Raw genomic sequence first — 17,055 nt, forward strand, 5'->3', positions numbered from 1 at the left:
CCTGTCGGGTGCCCCTTCCTCGCTGCTCTCATAGTTTAATCTCTCTTGTACCCTCAGTATAATCAGACAATTCGATAAAGTCAACAACTTACCTAATAAAATTTATCGAGACCCCAAAGAAAATCTCTTAACTAAAGAGAGCCCGCCTTTTAAGACAAGGCAGGCTCTTCCAGTTTCCTTATTGCAGCGTGGAATCGGTCATATCGAAAATCATTTGCTCGTTCGTTTTCGCCGGCTTGGCCAGTTTGGTTTCCTGCGCTGCTTCGATCAGATACGGGCGCAGCTCTTCGGCGATCGCATGCGGCACTTCGGCATGCAGATAGGTGCCCGCTTCGCGGTGCTCTTCGGCGAACAGGCGTCCTTCGCGGTGGATGCGCGCCACCAGCGCGCTTTCTTTGTACGGCACTTCCGCTTTTACGATCAGGTGGCGGACGCCGACCAAGTCGTCGATCTTCTCCATCATGTCCTGCACGCCGTCCCCGTGCAGAGCGGACAGGCGGATCGTCTCCGTCGAGTTGGGATCGTTGCCAAGCCAGGTGCCCGGCACGAGGTCGATTTTGTTAAACGCGGTCAGCACCGGGCGGTTCAGCACATCGAGCTGGCCCAGCACGCCGTACACCGTCGCCATCTGCACGTCAAAATTCGGGTGGGACGCGTCGACCACATGGACGATCAAGTCGGCCTCAGCCGTCTCTTCCAGCGTGGAGCGGAACGCTTTGACCAGCGAATGCGGCAGTTGCTGGATGAAACCGACCGTGTCGGAGAAGATCGCCGTCTTCCCATCGGGCAACTGCACTTGGCGCGTCGTCGTGTCCAAGGTGTCGAACAGGCGGTTGCGCCCTTCGGCCACCTCTTTGCTGCCTGTGCCGTAACGCTCGACGATCTTGCGCATCAAAGTGGACTTGCCGGCGTTGGTGTAGCCGACAAAGGCGATCACCGGTACATCCTGCTTCTTGCGGCGCTGGCGGTGCAGGTCGCGGTGTTTGCGAACCTCATCCAGTTGACGGCTCAGCTCGACCAGACGGCGGTGGATGTAGCGGCGGTCGGTCTCCAGCTTCGTTTCGCCGGGACCGCGCGTGCCAACGCCGCCGCCGAGCCGGGACATCGAGGCGCCGCGCCCGGTCAGGCGCGGGAGCAGGTAGTTGAGCTGCGCCAGTTCGACCTGCAGCTTGCCTTCGCGCGTCTTGGCCCGCAACGCGAAGATGTCGAGGATGATCTGCGTGCGGTCGAGCACGCGGCAGGGCAGCGCTTCTTCCAAATTGCGGACGTGTTTCGGCGAAAGTTCGGCGTCGAAGACGACGAGATCCGCTTCCAGCTCTTCGACCACCGCGCGCAATTCGTCGAGCTTGCCGCTGCCGATATAGGTCGCCGAATCGGGCAGGCCGCGGTTTTGCACCACTTCGGTGACCACTTCCGCACCTGCCGTTTCGACGAGGCCGCGCAGTTCCTGGAAGGCCATCGTCCAGACCGTTTCATCCTTTTGATTCAGGCGCAGGCCTACGAGCACCGCTCGTTCCACGCGGTTTTGCTGTTCTTGTATTTCGTGCATGCTCTCATTCCTTTTTGTCTGATCTTACCCGTTATTGTAACACCGTCCAGCTTTCGTACACCACCGTCTCCGAACTCATCCGTCCGGACGCGATCCATTCCATCGCTTTGCGCACCAGCGGCGAGGTGTTGTCTTCTTCCAGCTCGCCAAGATGCACCCATTCCAGGCCGAACGAATCGTTCAGCTCCTGCCCGCTGCCTGTTTGCAGAACGCGCTCAATCGAGCCGGCCGGCGCTTCCTGATCGGCCAGTGCGACTTTGTAAAAGACGGCGATGTGGTGCAGATGGGTGGTGCCTTTCCACTCGTGCGGGACGAGAAAATCATAGGCGCCGAGATTCTGCTGCGAGGTCACCGGCATGCCGGTCTCTTCTAGAAACTCGCGCTGCAACGCTTCCAGCATTCCTTCACCGGGATCGACCGAGCCACCGGGCAGGTCGTAGCGCCCCCGGTACGGTCCGCCCGCTTTTTCCACGACGAGCAAAGCTTCTTTTGCTTCATCATAACAGATGCCGTAAACGCCAAAATGGCGGTGCCAACGAATGTCCATCCTGCCGAACCTCCTTTGATCCTATACTATCATCTTGTATAATAAGAAGAACAGCAGAAATACCAAGGAAAGGAAGATTCAGTGTGAAATACTTGAAATTCAAAGGCCAGAAGGTCGGCATCACCACCGACCGCATCGAGGACATGGACCGCGAAGCGGACAAATACTACTACGAGCTGCGCCGCGATGAGGAACATCCGCATGTGCCGTACATGATCGAAGACAGCGTGGACGAAGAGGGGTTCTGGGGCACGATGGTCACCGAGGAGCCGTTTGAGTTCAACCAAGGCGACTTCCATTCCCTGACCGAAGAGCTCGGCTTAAAGCTCGCAGAGAAATTCGGCCTGAACAGGTAAACAAACAACCACCCGCAGCGTGCTCGGGTGGTTGTTTTCGTTTTGCGGTCAGGCTCGTTTGAGGTCGGTGCCGGCCGCTCTGGCCCGCGCCAAGCGGTCGAGCAGCTCCTGCAGCGGCACACCGGCGTAGGTGCCCGACGTGTAGGCGGTCTGCTGTACAAATCCGGCAGCCGACTGCGCGTAGATCAGCGGGTGCAGCACGCATTGCCAGCCTGGCAGCCCGGCCAAGTCGTACAGACGCGCCTGCTGCTCCTCCGTCGCCGCCTCGATCACCGCCACCCCGCCCGGACTGTCTTGAAAATGGTCATGAAACACGCAGTGACCGCGCCGCCGATCGGCGATATAGGCGTTCCACAGCTCATTGGCTTCCTTCAACGTCGTTCCTTGCGGTGCATGAGCCGTTACCAAATAGCAGCGAATTCTCATGTTGATCAAGCTCCTCTCAGCGTCACTTCTTGCTTTGATTTTCACAAAAATCATCCCGGGTGGCTCGTGAATTCTTGCGCCTCAAATACCGCAATAAACACCGAGCAGGCATGAAAAAGCGCCCCGATCGGGACGCTTCCTGTTGCTGCACATGAGCAAGGCCTGCCGGTACGATGGCAGCCCTCGCCTCAGGCAGACGCTACATGGTGGTCAGCTTTTTCATGTCGTTCAGGATCACATCATTGGTGACGCCATCGCTCATATTGTAAGAGTTCATCACTTGGTTCTTCGCATCGAGCAGGAAGATGCGGTCGTTGTGGGAGATGTCATGGCTGCTGTGCTTCTCGGCCAGCACGCCGAACTGGTCGCGCACCGCCGCCAGCTCTTCCTCCGAGCCGGTCAGGAACGCCCATTCGTTCGGATCTGCCTGGTACTGCTTCATGTATTCGGCGAGCTTGTCCGGGGTGTCATTTTCCGGGTCGACGGTGATCGAAATGAACTGCACGTCCGCTTTCTTCAGCCCGTTCTCCTCCAGCGACTGCATGATATTCGCCATCCGCGCATGCGACACCGGGCACACATCCGGGCAGTTGGCGAAGAAGAAGTAGACCAGCTTCGCCTTACCGGTCAGATCTTTTTCGATCGACACCTGCTGGTGATTCGTGTTGGTTAACGTAAAATCTTTTATTTGCATAATCGGTGCCAGTTCGCCCGAAGACTGCTCGTGATCTTGGTGATTCGCATGCTCGCCATGCTCCGCCTGTTCCGCACTTTGTCCACCGCAGGCGGTCAGCAAAAGCGACGCTGCCGTCAGCAGGCCCCAAGCGGTGTAACGAAAACGTTTGTTCATTCAGTATCACCCTTTCTCTGCCCCTCATTATACAAAAAAGCCTCCGCCGAAGTCCCGGCGGAGGCTGTGGCAAATCGCAATTTTTTGTAAACAATCACTCGGTGATGCCGATCGCATCGAGGCCGCGGATGACCGCCTGCACTTCGAAGCTGTTCTCTCCGTACAGCTCTTTGGCAGAATGGATCGTCGCGATGCGCGCGTCGCGGAAGTTGGAGTCGGGCGTCAAGTAGTTGGTCAGCGTGTGGTAATAGATCTTGCCGAGCTTCTGCTGGCCGATCTCCTGCGCGATCAGGTAGGCGCCGTGGTTCCAGATCGAAGAGTTGACATGCACGCCGCCGCTGTCGAGGCTGAGCGGGAGGTTGTAGAACTGGCTCATGTTTTTCGGGTACATGCCGCTGCCGTCACCGTACGGCGCGTAATCCGCTTTGACCGGAAAGCGGTTGGGGTTGGACAGCGAGCGCAGCGCATCGCGGCCGATCGCCTTTTGATCGGCGCCCATGATGTCTTCGCCCATCTCCCAGTCGTCCGAGTCGATCAGCGCGCCGAAGATGTCGGAGTACGACTCATTCAAGGCGCCGGACTGGTTGCGATAGCGCAGGCCCGCCGAGTGCGTGGTCACGCCGTGCGTCATCTCATGCGCCGCCACGTCAAGGCCGGCCGCCAAGGAGATGAAGTAGGAGCCGTCCCCGTCGCCATAGGTCATCTGAGCACCGTCCCAGAAGGCGTTGTTGTATTGCTCGCCGTAATGCACGGTCGAGATGATCGCCATGCCTTTCCCGTCGATCGAGTTGCGGTTGTGCTCATTGAGGTAGTAGTCATAGACGATCTTCGAGCTGTGGTGCGCATCGACCGCCGCGCGCTCATAGTCGCTGTGGAAGGACGCATTTCGCGAAGTGAACAGCTCGCCCGGCAAACGAACGGTCGTCGAACGCCATTGGTTCTTGAAATCGTACGTCAGGATGCCGTCCATCCCTTTGATCGAGTAGTCGGCGAGGTAAAACATCGTGCCGCCCTTGCCCGGATTGTTGTGCGAAACGCTCAGCGTGCGATGTGCCCCGTTCACACCGATGCCGGAAGCGGAGGCCGGTTTCAAGTCGAGCTGTTTGTGCAGATCCAGATCCATGATCGAGTTAAACTGATCGATCACCTGCCCCGACTTCGCATCGACATAGACCGACCAGTTGCCCGGGTGCTCACCGAGGAAATGGACGTTCACTTTGTGGGCGACATACGTCTGGCCTTCAAACGGGTAGACGACCAGCTCAGAGGTCGGGTCTGACTCCAGCAGCTGCGGCGCATCGACCGCCGCGACGGCGGACTGGATCGCCTGATCCGCGCTCACAAGCGGCGTGGTGTCGAGGTTGAGCGCATCGACATCCGTGTTGAAGTCGCCGTTGACGGTGCGCACTGCGCCCGCAGTATCGATGTGCACGATCGTGATCGCATTTTCCACCGGCAGCCCGTTTTTCATCTGCTGCAGGCGGATGTGCGTCATGCCGAGGCTGTCCGTTTCCGCTTTCAAAGCTTTCAGGTCAGACTTGGGATTCTTCATCTTGAAGAACGCTTTATGTTGATCCAGGAAATCGACAGCCGCTCTCGCATCCTGTCCGCCTTGATTTGACAGCACGCCGGTGACAAACTCCGGTGCGCCTTTCTTGTTGTAGACCACTTTCAGCGCGCCGCTCGATTTGGCGTTAAATTGCGCCAGCGACTCATCTTTTGCCGCCGTTGCGTCCGTGGACGGAACCAGCGATGTTCCCAACAGCAATGCGGTGACCAGAACAGGTGCCAGTACAGCTTTTTTCACAATCGATCCCCTCTTCTTTCCTGTAAATGAAATTATTATTTTCTAACTATTCTTAATTATATATACCATTTTTATTTCAGTAAAGCGAAGAGCGGTAAAATGTGACAAAAGTACCACAAAGGGACTGAACTTGATCAAACGCAAAGCAAAAGACTGCGACCTTTGGCAGGAGCGCAGCCTTTTTCTTTTCCCGATCGTCTATTTCCCCATTTCCACGGAAATGAGATAATTCGCACATTTCTACAATACAAAGTGATTTTGCGTCATGTTTTGTCGAGGCGTCATTAGCAAGCGATTACTGCTGCCAGTGTTCCACATCCCAGACGTGATCGACAAAGCCTTGGTAAAAGTCCGGTTCGTGCGACACGAGCAGCACGGTGCCCGGATAACGCTGCAAAGCTTCTTGGAGCGCTTCTTTTGCCGCCTGGTCGAGATGGTTGGTCGGCTCGTCGAGCACCAGCAGGTTGCTGTCGGCGAGCATCAGGTGGCAGAGGCGGACTTTCGTCTGCTCGCCTCCGCTCAGCGATTTCATCGGCTGTTCGATGTGCTCGGTGCGCAGGCCGCAGCGGGCCAAAGCGGAGCGGACTTCCTTTTGCGTCATCTTCGGATGGGCGCGCCAGACGTCTTCCAGTGCGGTGTGCCCGGCTTTCGATTCGGCTTCCTGCTCAAAGTAGGCCGGGAGCACCCGTTCGCCAAGCTGCACGGTGCCGCCGAGCGACGGCAATTTACCTAGCAAGGTGCGCAGCGTGGTCGTCTTGCCGATCCCGTTATAGCCGACGAGGGCCACTTTTTCCCCGCGCTTTAAGCGCAGGTCGACCGGGGGGAACAGCGCCTTGTCATAGCCGACGCACAGTCGCTCGGTGAGCAGCACAGTCGTGACCGGCTCCACGCTGACTCCAAAAGCAAAGCGCGGGCGCGGCACCGGGGTCGGCTTGTCGATGCGCTCGATCTTTTGCAGACGCTTCTCCCGGCTCTTAGCCTGCTTGGCGGTCGAAGTGCGGGCTTTGTTTTTCTGTATATAGGTCTCCAGCTTTTGAATCTCTTGCTGCTGCCGGACGTAGGCGTGATAGATCTGCTGTTTGCGGAGCTCAAACGCGTCAACATATTGCCGATAACTGCCCGTGAAACGGGTCAGCGTCTGATGCTCCAAGTGGTAGACGACGTTGACGACTTGGCTCAAAAATTCCTGGTCGTGGGAGATCAGCACAAACGCGTGCGGGTAGCTTTGCAGGTGCCCGGTCAGCCAGTCGATGTGCGCCGTGTCCAAATAGTTGGTCGGCTCGTCGAGCAGGAGCACATCCGGCTTTTGCAGCAGCAGTTTGGCGAGCAGGAGCTTGGTGCGCTGCCCGCCGCTGAGGGCGCTGACGTCGGTGTCGAGGCCGAGTTCGGTCAAGCCGAGCCCGGCGGCGACTTCTTCGACTTTCGCATCGACGGCGTAAAAATCGTTTTCTTCCAGAAACTCCTGCAGCTGCCCAAAGCGTCTGATCGCCGCATCGAGCGCCGCACCCTCTGCCGTCGCCATCCGCTCGGCCGCCTGCAGCATGTCGTGCTCCGCCGTGTAGAGAACGGCGAACGCGCCGCGCAGGAAATCGCGCATCGTTACACCCGGCTGCAAGTCGACATGCTGTTCTAAAAAGCCGCGCTGCACCTGCGGCAGCCAGTCGATGCGTCCGGCATCGGGGATCGTGTGGCCGATCATAATTTTCAGCAGGGTCGATTTGCCGGCCCCGTTCGGCCCGACCAGGCCGACATGTTCACCAGACAACAGGCGGAACTGCACGTCGCGCAGCACCGTTTTATCGCCAAACCCGTGGGTCAATCCTTCTACTGTCACAATGCTCATCGTAAAAACACTCCTTCGCTTGGTCGTTCTCTGTTCCGATGCCAAGCGCAAGAACAGCCCAAAAGACAACAAAAAACGGGTAGAGCAAAACACGCTCTACCCGTGGATCAGGCTGTCTGTCAAAGGCCTGCACAAAGGGTCCGTGCTCTGTCTCGCTGTTCTTGCAACATGGCAGATGGCTAAAAATGGGCAGACTTCTCCCGTCTTATGCCAATACCTGTTGAAAAACAACGGACATAAACATTAGATTCCCTTCACTCCTTTGCCGATAATTATAGATAATTTACCACCATTTTACACCGTTTGCAAGCCTCTCTTTGTCGAAAAATGCGCATAGGTCAAGCGGCACACGGCGTAGTGTAAGAACATCACAGTGTCAGGGGGTCTGCAAACATGTCACTCGTGCTGATGGAAGACCTGCGCAAGCCCATGCCCAAGCGGCGTTTTGCATTCGTTCATTCGGTGCGCATCTTCCGCCCTGTCGTCAAAGCGGCCCGCTTCGCCTTTCGCGGCAGCCGTTTCCTGCTCCGCCGGGCGATCGGGGTGATCAAAGGCGACACCGCCACACCGCTCCATGAAGAGATCCAGGTGGTGACAAGACAAGAGCATTAAGACAGACAAAAGCCCCATGGCAACCGCCATGGGGCTTTCAGATGCTGAAATTAAAAAGTCACTCGAAGAAAAAATCATAATTGATCATGACAGCACATCGATTTTCTAACGATAGGTCGATTGAAACTACAAGTATTCTGCAGATCGGAAAATTTAGCCGTTGCCGCCGCCGTAGACTTTGTAAAACATATCGTATTTGTTGCCGGCGTCTTCATCCGCAGTGACAGCCGGCTTGGCGGCGTTGCCGTTTTTGCTGCCGTTTTTGCTGCCGTTCTTGTTGTTCTGGCCGCGGGTCGGGATGCGGTTACGGAACTGCTCGCGGTGCACGGTCAGGTCTTGCAGGGAACGGATGTTGTTCTTCCCCCACTCGAACAGGATGCGGTCGATGTAGCGGAAGTTGAACTTTCCGGCCAGCACCGCCTCTTTCAAAGCCTCGCGGATCAGCTCTTCGCGGTAATGATCCTGGTCGATCCAGCAGGAAATGCGCTCGTACTCGATCGGCGAGATCGGCCGGCCGAACTCCTGCTCGAACAAGGCGAACAGATTCTGCTGCTGCTCCCGCGTTTCCAGCAGCTCGTAGCTCGACAGCGGCTTCGCAGCCGGCGGCTGCAAAGGCTTCGGCTCCAGCAGCTTGGCCAGTTTGGCGTACAAGGGGCGCAGGCTCAGCGAGTCATGCCCGATCCCGTGCTCGTCGATGTCGATCAACCCCCGCTGCACCAGCTGCTGCACCATCCCGGCCAGCACGTCCGGGTGCAGAGTCATCCGCTCGCTCAGCTCGCGCGGTGTGGGAAACTCGATCCCTTCCTGGCGAAACTGCATCACATGCAAGACCAGCATCATCTCTTCATCAGATAAGCCTAATCGTTTATATTCACGCAATAAAATCCCCGGAATGGCGACAAATCCGGATGACATGAGAACGGTGAATGCACTGTCCTGTGTCTGTCTCTGCATCCGTTTCTCTCCCCCTCTTCTCTAGTAGCGAAACTAAGTATATCACAAGTTCTATGCGAACAGAGGTACGTAAATGCAAAAAAGGACAAGCAGATTCTGCTTGTCCTTTCCTGCTCCGCAACTTACGGATAGAGACGGTACAAGGTGCGCGGGATCATGATCGTTTCACGGATGTGGTCGATGCCGCAGATCCACGCGATGGTGCGTTCAAGACCGATGCCGAAGCCGGAGTGCGGCACGGAACCGTACTGGCGCAGTTCGAGGTACCAGTTGTAGGACTCGTCGAAGTTCTCATGCGCAAAGCGCTCTTTCATCAGCTCGTAGTCGTGGATGCGCTCCGAGCCGCCGATGATCTCGCCGTAGCCTTCCGGTGCCAGCAGGTCGGCGCCGAGGATGACGTCCGGGTTCTCCGGGTCCGGCTGCATGTAGAACGCCTTGATGTTCGCCGGCCATTTTTCCACGAACACCGGCAGATCGAAGTGGTTGGTCAGCTCCGTCTCATGCGGCGCACCGAAGTCTTCGCCGTACGGGAAGTCGTGGCCTTTTTCCTGCAGGATCTTGACCGCTTCCGCATAGGTGATGATCGGGAACTCTTCTGCGACGACGCGCTCGAGCGGCGCGGTGTCGCGGTCGAGCGCTTTCAGCTCGTAGGAGCAATGCTCGAGCACGTGCTTGATCGTGGATTTGACCAGAGCTTGCTGGATCTGCAGGTTTTCTTTGTGCCCCACGTACGCCATCTCCGGCTCGATCATCCAGAACTCGTTCATGTGCTTGCGGGTCTTGGATTTCTCCGCGCGGAAGGTCGGGCCGAACGAGTACACGCGGCCCAGCGCCATCGCAGCCGCTTCCATGTAGAGCTGGCCGGACTGGGAGAGGTAGGCCGATTCGCCGTTGACGTATTCCGTCTCAAACATGTTGGTCGTGCCTTCCGCAGAGGACGGGGTCAGGATCGGCGGATCAACTTGGGTGAAGCCGTTTTCGTCGAAGAAGGCGCGCATGCCTTTGATCACTTCAGCGCGAATTTTCAGGACCGCACGCTGGCGCGGCGAGCGGATCCACAGATGACGATGGTCGAGCAGGAAATCAACGCCGTGCTCTTTCGGGGTGATCGGATAGTCTTCCGTGCGGGAGACGACTTCGATGCCGGTCACGTTGATCTCGTAGCCGATCTGCGAGCGCTCTTCCTGGCGCACGATGCCTTTCACGCGGATCGAAGATTCCTGCGACAGGCCTTTCGCCAGTTCGAACAGCTCTTCCGGCACATCTTGCTTGACGACGACGCACTGAATAAAACCGGTGCCGTCACGGAAATTCAAGAAGGCGATCTTGCCGGAGGAACGTTTGTTCCACAGCCAGCCTTCGAGGAGTACTTCTTGATCGACAAATTCGCCGATGCGTTCAATTCGTGCTTTTACAGTCACTTGCTATCCCTCCAACTGTTACAAGAACAGAGAATCAACAAAAACAACAATGTATGTAGTTAGAGAACATTATAGTCCACTTCGCACAAAAAAACCAGTTGTAAAAAGCGAACGTACATTCCCTTTTTGTTTGAAATATGGTAAAATAAAGCGTAGGCAATCGTGCAAAGGAGTGTGGCTCATGGTAGATCAAGTGAAAGCGAAGATCTCGATGACGACGTTTTTGGATTTTACCCTGCTTCCCGACGGGCAGAAGGTCCGCAAGGTGAAGGAGATCAAGAGCAAGCCCTACAGCTGGCCCGGCGATTACTGGGGTCCGCTGCGCGGCCGGTTGAAAAAGACCTTGCGTGAAGGCGCAGACCTCACCTCCCTCTCCGAACTCCTAAACGCTGTCGACGAGAAGAAGCAGGCGAACTACCGCCATGCGATCAACGGGATCTGCAAGTTCGCCAAGAAGCACAAGCTGCAATATTTTGATGCGCACAGCGGCGTGCACGTGCAGGACGATTTTGCCATCCGCGTCAATCCGGAGCTCGGCTTGATCATCGACGGCGTCCCCCACCTGATCAAACTGTATTTCAAAGAGGCGACCACGTCTGCCGAGATCCAGCTCAACAAATCCCGCGCTTCGACCATCGGCCATCTGATGGAGAAGGCCCTGCTGCCCGATTGCAGCGACCAGTTCACCAAGATGTCGATCCTGAACGTGGCCAAAGGCACCCTGTCCACTCCGACCGTCAGGAACCCGTTGGATCAGGACATCGCGCTGGAAGCGTCCATCGCGCATTTTATGCGAATCTGGAACCGCTTGGAGCGCGAGGAGGCACACTCGTGATCTCCTTTCGCCCGCTTCTGGAATCCGACCTGCCCCTGCTCCAGAGCTGGCTGAACCTGCCGCATGTCAAAGCGGCGTTCAGCGGTCCGCAGGGCATGACGATGGAAGAAGTCCGCCAGAAATACATGCCCCGCATCGCGGGGCACGAACCGACGCGTCCGTTTCTGTTCTTGCAGGGCGGCGTGCCGGTCGGATACATACAGACCTATCTGTGGCGGGACCATCCTGCCTACAGCTCTGCGCTGCAGTTGACTGCCGAGTCGGCCAGCCTCGATCTGTTTATCGGCGAGGAGTCCGCGCAAGGCCATGGACTCGGCCCGCAGGTGCTGCAGGCGTTTCTGACCGAGGTGATCTTTGCCGATCCCGCGGTGCAGAGCTGCGTGATCACCCCGCTCGCCAGCAATGCCCGCGCCTGCCGCGCGTATGAAAAGGCCGGCTTTGTGCACAAGCGCACGCTTGTGCATCCAGACGAGCCTGAACCCGTGCAGCTCATGGAGCTGTTGCGACCAGACGCCAAGCTCCGAGCTTGACTGCCAGCCTCTGTCACCGCCTCCATCACCCGTGCCACCCACTTCGTCAGAATTCTGCTTTCGCCTGCAACCCCGTGACCAGGACATTGGTGTCGCGGGCGATCATCAGCTCTTCGTTGGTCGGAATGACACAGACGCTGACTTTCGAGGCCGGAGTGGAGATCAGTCGCTCCCCTTGACCTTTTTCGTTGACTTCGTTGTCGAGCTCGACGCCGAGGTAGGTCAGCTTCGCACAGATCAGCGAGCGCAGCAGCGGCGAATTTTCCCCGACGCCGGCGGTGAACAAGATCACGTCGACGCCGTTCATCGCCGCCGCGTATGCCCCGATGTATTTGCGGATGCGGTACTCATACATCGCAAACGCCAGCGCCGCCCGCGCGCTGCCCTTCGCCCGCGCCTCCGCCACTGCGCGCATATCCCCCGACAAGCCCGACACGCCAAACAGGCCGCTGTGCTTGTTCAGCATCGAGGTCAGCTCATCGAAGCTCAGCCCCTCCTTTTCCATCACGAACTCATGCAGGCTGGGATCGATGTCCCCGCTTCGCGTGCCCATCATCACACCTTCCAGCGGCGTCATCCCCATGCTCGTGTCGATCGAACGTCCCCGCTCGATCGCAGCCAGACTCGCCCCGTTGCCGATGTGGCAGGAGATCACGTTCAGCGCCGACAGATCGCGTCCGACCAGCGCCGGCACCCGCGAGCTGACATAGCGGTGCGACGTGCCGTGGAAGCCGTAGCGGCGCACCTTGTGCCGCTGGTACAGCACATACGGCACCGGATACAGATAGTGCTCCTGCGGCATCGTCTGGTGAAACGCCGTGTCGAACACCGCCACCTGCGGCACGCCCGGCAGCACGTCCTCCATCGCCTCAATCCCCAGCAGGTTGGCCGGATTGTGCAGCGGAGCGAGCTCGATCGTGTCGGCGATCGCCCGCTTCACATCGGCGGTGATCAGGATCGACGACGAGAATGACTCCCCGCCGTGCACGACGCGGTGCCCGACCGCTGCGATCTCCTCTGCCGAATCCAGCACGCCGACCTCTTGGTCGGTCAAGGTCACCAGCACTTGGCGCAGCGCCTCGCGATGGTCGAGGATCGGCGAGGTCGCGCTGCCTTCCCTGTCGTCCGTCTTGTAAGCGTGTACCCCTTCCTCGCTCCCGATCCTCTCCACCGATCCTTTGATCAGCACGTCTTCCTCCGGCATCGCAAACAGCTGGTATTTCAGAGACGAACTCCCGCAGTTCAGCACGAGCACATTCATACCCGCACCTCCCCGGCCTCGTCATAGCGGTAAAACCCCTGCCGAGCTTTGATCCCCAGATGTCCGGCCCGCACCAGCTTGCGCAGATAGGCGGCCGGGCGGTAGCGCGGATCGGCCGTCTCAAAATACAGCCCTTCCAGCATGTCCACCACCGAATCCAGACCGAACAGATCGGCGATCTCCAGCGGCCCGTAGCTGAAGCCGTAGCCGACTTTCATCGCCGTATCGACATCCCGTTCGCTCGCCACGCCTTCCGCCACGATCGCCGCCGCTTCGTTGATCAAAGGCAGCATCAGCCGGCTGGTGACATAACCTGGCGACTCGTAAACTTGAATCGCCGTCTTGCCCAGCTCCTTCACAAACTGGAAGGCCGCTTGAAACGTCGCTTCTGACGTCTTCAGCCCGCGCACCACTTCGACCAGTTCGCGCCGCTCCGGCGGATAATGAAAATGCAGGCCGATCACCCGCTCCGGACGCTCCGTCTGCGCAGCGATTTCCGTCAGGGACAACGTCGACGTGTTGCTGACGAGGATCGCATCCGGCCCGACCACCGCTTCGGCCAGCTGCAGCGCTTCGCTTTTCGCCTCCAGCTGCTCCCACACGCACTCGATCACCAGCTCGCACCCTTGCAGTTCGTTCGCATCGGTGGTGAGCAGAATCCGCGACAAGGTCACTTTTTTCTCCGCTTCCGTGATCCCCCATCTGGTCAACCGGCGGTCGAGCGCCAGTTCCAGCCCTTGTTTGGCCTGCTCGAGCTCCGCCTGTGTCTGGTCGAGCAGCACCACCTCCAGCCCCTTGCCTGCGATCGCCTGCGCGATCCCCTGTCCCATCGTACCGGCTCCGATGATTCCAACATGTTGAATGTTCATGGAATCCCCTCCTTTATTTCAGTAGCATAACCAAAAGAGACCTTGGCCTCTCCCGCCAAGGTCTCACACTTTCGAAGGTTCATCGCTGTACAGATGGTTCCACAAAAAGCCCATCAGGTTGCTCCAGCCCTCTTCATGCTCTTGATATTCCTGATCCCACTCCGGACCGTGTCCGAAACCGTCGTGCTCCAGATTGACACGGGTCTCGCCGTTCGTCTCTTTGAGTTCAATCCGCACCGAGGTCGGCGGCAGATCGGTCAGGTACCACCGCCAGGACAGGCGGATGCGCCTGCCGGGCACCAGTTCCACGACATAGCCGGTGCCATCGGTGGGAAAGTCATCACGCAGCCAATACGAGCCGCCTTGGCGCGGGTCGAGAAACGCATCCCGGGCCAGCCATCTCCTCAGCTGCTGCACCTCCGTAAACGCCCGATACACCCGCTTTGCCGGATAGGGCACCACCGTCTCCTTGATGATCGAGCGCGCTTTGCCCCGGCCGGTGACGTGCTGCAGCGTGTCGAGCGCTTCATCCCAGCCGTCGCTTTGCCTGGCGATCGCCCGGTCCCAGTCCGGCCCGTCGCCAAAACCGGTCTCCGTCAGCACCAGCCGCGTGCCGCCCGCTTCACTCTGCAAGGAGAAATGTACCACCGTATCATGCCCGGCGAACTCGCTTTCCCAGCGAAGCACCAGATCATAGCCCGGATTCTCTTCTACGACCAGACACGGGATCTGCACCGTCCGCTGCGGGAACTCCCAGACCAGCGTCAACACATCGCCTGCCCGCGATGCACGGTGTGAGAACCAGCGGGCGATCTCCGACGGCTGAGAGAGCATCATATACACTTCGTTCGTCGTCGCCGCCAAGACCAGGCTCCGCTCGATGACCCGCGTTCCGGCTTCATAGCGATTGTTCATCCGGACTGCACCGCCCTTCTCTCCTCTAACGCTTTCACCCATTATAGAACAAAGTATGGCGAAAAACAAAAATCCGCCCCTCCCGAAGGAAAGGCGGATTTACCCATAGTTTACACCGCAACCGGCTGCTTTTCATTCACAGCCATCCAGGCACGGAACTCGTCACCCGACATGTTTTCATCGCGGACGAGGTCGACCGCCAGCTCGTTGATGCCGTCTCGGTAGACGGACAACAGTTCACGGGTTGCCTCATAGATCTCTGCAAAAATGCGGCGGATCTCTTCATCGAGCACATTGCGCTGCAAGTTGTCGATGTCGACGATGCCGAGCGCGGACAGACCGCAAGCGACGATCGTGCGCGCCATGTTGGTCGCCTGTTGGATGTCGCCTTGCGCGCCGGTCGAACGGTTGCCGTAGATCAGCTCTTCGGCGACGGTGCCGCCGAGCGCGATCTTGATCTGGTTGACCAACTGATCGTAGGTGTACAGGTAGCCATCCGACTCCGGCACTTGACGGACGAAGCCCAAGGCGTTGCCGCGCGGGGCGATCGTGATGTGCGAGACGGACGCTTTGCGCACCGATTCGCTGACGATCGCATGGCCCAGTTCGTGCACGGCGACGCGTTCCAGTTCCTCTTGGCGCGGCCGCTTGCCGGTGCGCTCGCCGAGCAGCACTTTGTCGACCGAATCGCGGAAGTGGATCTGCTCGATCTTGTCTTTGTTTTCACGCATCGCCATGATCGCCGCTTCGTTGCACAAGCTCTCCAGCTGTGCGCCGGAGAAGCCGTACGCTTCGGAAGCGACTTTCTCAAGGTCGACAGTGTCGGCCAGCGGGCGGTTCTTGGTCTGGATCTGCAAGATGTGCAAGCGACCGTGCTTGTCCGGCAGATCGACTTTGATCTGACGGTCGAAGCGGCCCGGACGGATCAGCGCCGGGTCGAGCATGTCCAGACGGTTGGTCGCTGCGATCACCAGCACGAGCGGCGAAGACGTGGTCTGCATGCCGTCCATCTCGGTGAGCAGCTGGTTCAAGGTCTGATCATACTCCTGGTGCGACTGGTTGCCGCCGCGCTTGCCGCCGATCACATCGATCTCGTCGATAAAGATGATCGCCGAGTCTTTGCCTTCTTTTTTCGCCTGCGCACGGGCCTTTTGGAACATCTGGCGCACGCGGGAAGCGCCGACGCCGACATACATCTCGACGAACTCCGAACCGGACGCTGCTACAAACACCGAGTCGGTGTACGTCGCAGCCGCTTTCGCCAGCAACGTCTTGCCGGTGCCCGGAGGGCCGGTCAGGATGATGCCTTTCAGCGGGTTGATGCCGAGCTGCTTGATCTTGTCGCGGTGGCGCAGGAAGTCAAGCGCTTCGGTCAACTCGCGCTTCGCCATGTCCTGGCCGCCGATCTGGTCGAACTCGATGCGGTGCGATTTCGCCACTTCATGCGAAACGGCAGCTGTCGCACCGCGGTTGCGGTCCGCGACAAAGGCAAAGGTCAGCAAAATAGCGAACAACAACAAAAACGGAACGGTCAATTGTTGGAAGTTAAACGCGACAAAGGCGATCGTCGCAACTCCCACCCCGATGATCAGCTCTTTGAGGTAGCGTTTCATTGCGACGACACCTCCTTCAGCGTGAATGCTTGTTTTGTCTGATAGGGCACGACTTCATAGAGATACTTGCCGTCTTTTTTCAATTCGACAAAGATATGCGCGTCGTTCATCGAGATCTTCGACTCAACGCCGGCCTGTTTCGCCTGCTTCCCCATGTTTTCGATCATCGCCGGAAACTCCCCTTTGGCGATGCCTGCGTACAAGGTCGGCTGCAGGTCGCGGAAGGTGGTCTCCAACGCTTCCGCACGGTTGTCAGCCAGGCTGATCGTCACGTAGCTGCCCATCGATTCATGCACAATCTTCTCCACATCTTCATAGGCCGCTTGCAGATCGGGCACCTGTTTCATGGTGACCTTGATCGCGCGCTCCTGTCCGTTTACCACCGACTCGACCTTTTGCACCGTGCCGGCCGCCATCAACTGATCTTCGAGGGGACGTACCAGCCCAAAATTGCGGTACAGTTCCCAACCGCCGAACAACAGCGACAGCGTGACACAGGTGATGGCCAAAATCGGGACGATCCGAATTCGAGACATGGTCCATCCCTCCTCAAAGTAATCTATTTGAAGTTAACATAACGTCCAACTCAACTCTGTCATTATAGCACACTCGACTGACTCGCGGGTTTAGGATTCTACAGGAAAAAACACCCCTTCCGATTGGAAGA

17 protein-coding genes are annotated in these 17,055 nt (G+C 58.1%); 4 read left to right on the forward strand and 13 right to left on the reverse strand.

Annotated elements, in window-relative coordinates:
• Nucleotides 1-178 precede the first annotated feature (178 nt).
• Together hflX and EV586_RS02280 are read right to left on the reverse strand one after the other, a co-directional pair.
• Nucleotides 179-1,549 carry a GTPase HflX gene (gene hflX, locus EV586_RS02275; protein WP_132943444.1) on the reverse strand — a complete coding sequence of 457 codons (1,371 nt, stop codon included), beginning with the start codon at nt 1,547-1,549 and terminating at the stop codon, nt 179-181.
• Nucleotides 1,550-1,580: 31 nt separating this feature from the next.
• Nucleotides 1,581-2,096, reverse strand: coding sequence for an NUDIX hydrolase (locus tag EV586_RS02280; protein ID WP_132943445.1), 516 nt, complete (start codon nt 2,094-2,096; stop codon nt 1,581-1,583).
• 83 nt (nt 2,097-2,179) lie between these two features.
• Between EV586_RS02280 and EV586_RS02285 the strand changes: the two genes are divergently transcribed.
• Complete coding sequence (locus EV586_RS02285; protein ID WP_132943446.1) at nt 2,180-2,452, forward strand: LPD28 domain-containing protein; 273 nt, start codon at nt 2,180-2,182, stop codon at nt 2,450-2,452.
• Between the two features lie 48 nt (nt 2,453-2,500).
• Here the strand turns inward: EV586_RS02285 and EV586_RS02290 are convergent, their stop codons facing one another.
• The 4 genes from EV586_RS02290 to EV586_RS02305 all read right to left on the reverse strand — a co-directional run bounded on the left by EV586_RS02290 (nt 2,501) and on the right by EV586_RS02305 (nt 7,378).
• Complete coding sequence (locus tag EV586_RS02290; RefSeq protein ID WP_132943447.1) at nt 2,501-2,878, reverse strand: hypothetical protein; 378 nt, start codon at nt 2,876-2,878, stop codon at nt 2,501-2,503.
• 199 nt (nt 2,879-3,077) lie between these two features.
• Nucleotides 3,078-3,728, reverse strand: a complete 651-nt coding sequence (locus EV586_RS02295) for an SCO family protein (protein ID WP_132943448.1) — start codon at nt 3,726-3,728, stop codon at nt 3,078-3,080.
• A 94-nt stretch (nt 3,729-3,822) separates the two neighbouring features.
• Nucleotides 3,823-5,535, reverse strand: a complete 1,713-nt coding sequence (locus EV586_RS02300) for a M4 family metallopeptidase (protein ID WP_132943449.1) — start codon at nt 5,533-5,535, stop codon at nt 3,823-3,825.
• A 295-nt stretch (nt 5,536-5,830) separates the two neighbouring features.
• Nucleotides 5,831-7,378 carry an ABC-F family ATP-binding cassette domain-containing protein gene (locus tag EV586_RS02305; RefSeq protein ID WP_132943450.1) on the reverse strand — a complete coding sequence of 516 codons (1,548 nt, stop codon included), beginning with the start codon at nt 7,376-7,378 and terminating at the stop codon, nt 5,831-5,833.
• Between the two features lie 393 nt (nt 7,379-7,771).
• On the opposite strand from EV586_RS02305, the gene EV586_RS02310 reads away from it, so the two are divergent.
• Nucleotides 7,772-7,990, forward strand: a complete 219-nt coding sequence (locus tag EV586_RS02310; RefSeq protein ID WP_132943451.1) for an uL10 family ribosomal protein — start codon at nt 7,772-7,774, stop codon at nt 7,988-7,990.
• A gap of 153 nt (nt 7,991-8,143) precedes the next feature.
• Here EV586_RS02310 and EV586_RS02315 read toward each other — a convergent pair whose 3' ends face one another.
• Nucleotides 8,144-8,944 carry a DnaD domain-containing protein gene (locus EV586_RS02315; RefSeq protein ID WP_132943452.1) on the reverse strand — a complete coding sequence of 267 codons (801 nt, stop codon included), beginning with the start codon at nt 8,942-8,944 and terminating at the stop codon, nt 8,144-8,146.
• A 122-nt stretch (nt 8,945-9,066) separates the two neighbouring features.
• On the reverse strand, nt 9,067-10,365 hold the full coding sequence (gene asnS, locus EV586_RS02320; protein WP_132943453.1) for an asparagine--tRNA ligase: 1,299 nt from the start codon (nt 10,363-10,365) through the stop codon (nt 9,067-9,069).
• A 181-nt stretch (nt 10,366-10,546) separates the two neighbouring features.
• Here asnS and EV586_RS20925 point away from each other — a divergent pair, with 181 nt between their 5' ends.
• Together EV586_RS20925 and EV586_RS02325 are read left to right on the forward strand one after the other, a co-directional pair.
• The gene (locus tag EV586_RS20925) at nt 10,547-11,200 is read left to right on the forward strand and encodes a hypothetical protein (protein WP_165898171.1); all 654 of its coding nucleotides are present in this window, start codon (nt 10,547-10,549) and stop codon (nt 11,198-11,200) included.
• On the forward strand, nt 11,197-11,730 hold the full coding sequence (locus tag EV586_RS02325; protein WP_165898172.1) for a GNAT family N-acetyltransferase: 534 nt from the start codon (nt 11,197-11,199) through the stop codon (nt 11,728-11,730). Before EV586_RS20925 ends, EV586_RS02325 begins: the two co-directional genes overlap by 4 nt.
• A 46-nt stretch (nt 11,731-11,776) precedes the next feature.
• Here EV586_RS02325 and EV586_RS02330 read toward each other — a convergent pair whose 3' ends face one another.
• From EV586_RS02330 to EV586_RS02350, 5 genes are all read right to left on the reverse strand, one after another.
• Nucleotides 11,777-12,991, reverse strand: a complete 1,215-nt coding sequence (locus tag EV586_RS02330; protein ID WP_132943455.1) for an acetate/propionate family kinase — start codon at nt 12,989-12,991, stop codon at nt 11,777-11,779.
• Entirely contained in the window at nt 12,988-13,860 is an 873-nt protein-coding gene (locus tag EV586_RS02335; protein ID WP_132943456.1) for a 3-hydroxyacyl-CoA dehydrogenase family protein, read from the reverse strand. The genes EV586_RS02330 and EV586_RS02335 overlap by 4 nt, the downstream gene beginning before the upstream one ends.
• Before the next feature lie 63 nt (nt 13,861-13,923).
• Nucleotides 13,924-14,775: an SRPBCC family protein gene (locus tag EV586_RS02340; protein ID WP_165898173.1), complete on the reverse strand. Its 852-nt coding sequence runs from the start codon at nt 14,773-14,775 to the stop codon at nt 13,924-13,926.
• Nucleotides 14,776-14,885: 110 nt separating this feature from the next.
• The gene (locus EV586_RS02345) at nt 14,886-16,388 is read right to left on the reverse strand and encodes an AAA family ATPase (protein WP_132943458.1); all 1,503 of its coding nucleotides are present in this window, start codon (nt 16,386-16,388) and stop codon (nt 14,886-14,888) included.
• A complete protein-coding gene (locus EV586_RS02350) occupies nt 16,385-16,924 on the reverse strand; it encodes a hypothetical protein (protein WP_132943459.1) in 540 nt (179 codons plus the stop codon). Before EV586_RS02350 ends, EV586_RS02345 begins: the two co-directional genes overlap by 4 nt.
• Between the last annotated feature and the right edge of the window lie 131 nt (nt 16,925-17,055).

The sequence above is a fragment of the Tumebacillus sp. BK434 genome, from assembly GCF_004340785.1.
Lineage (GTDB): Bacteria > Bacillota > Bacilli > Tumebacillales > Tumebacillaceae > Tumebacillus_A.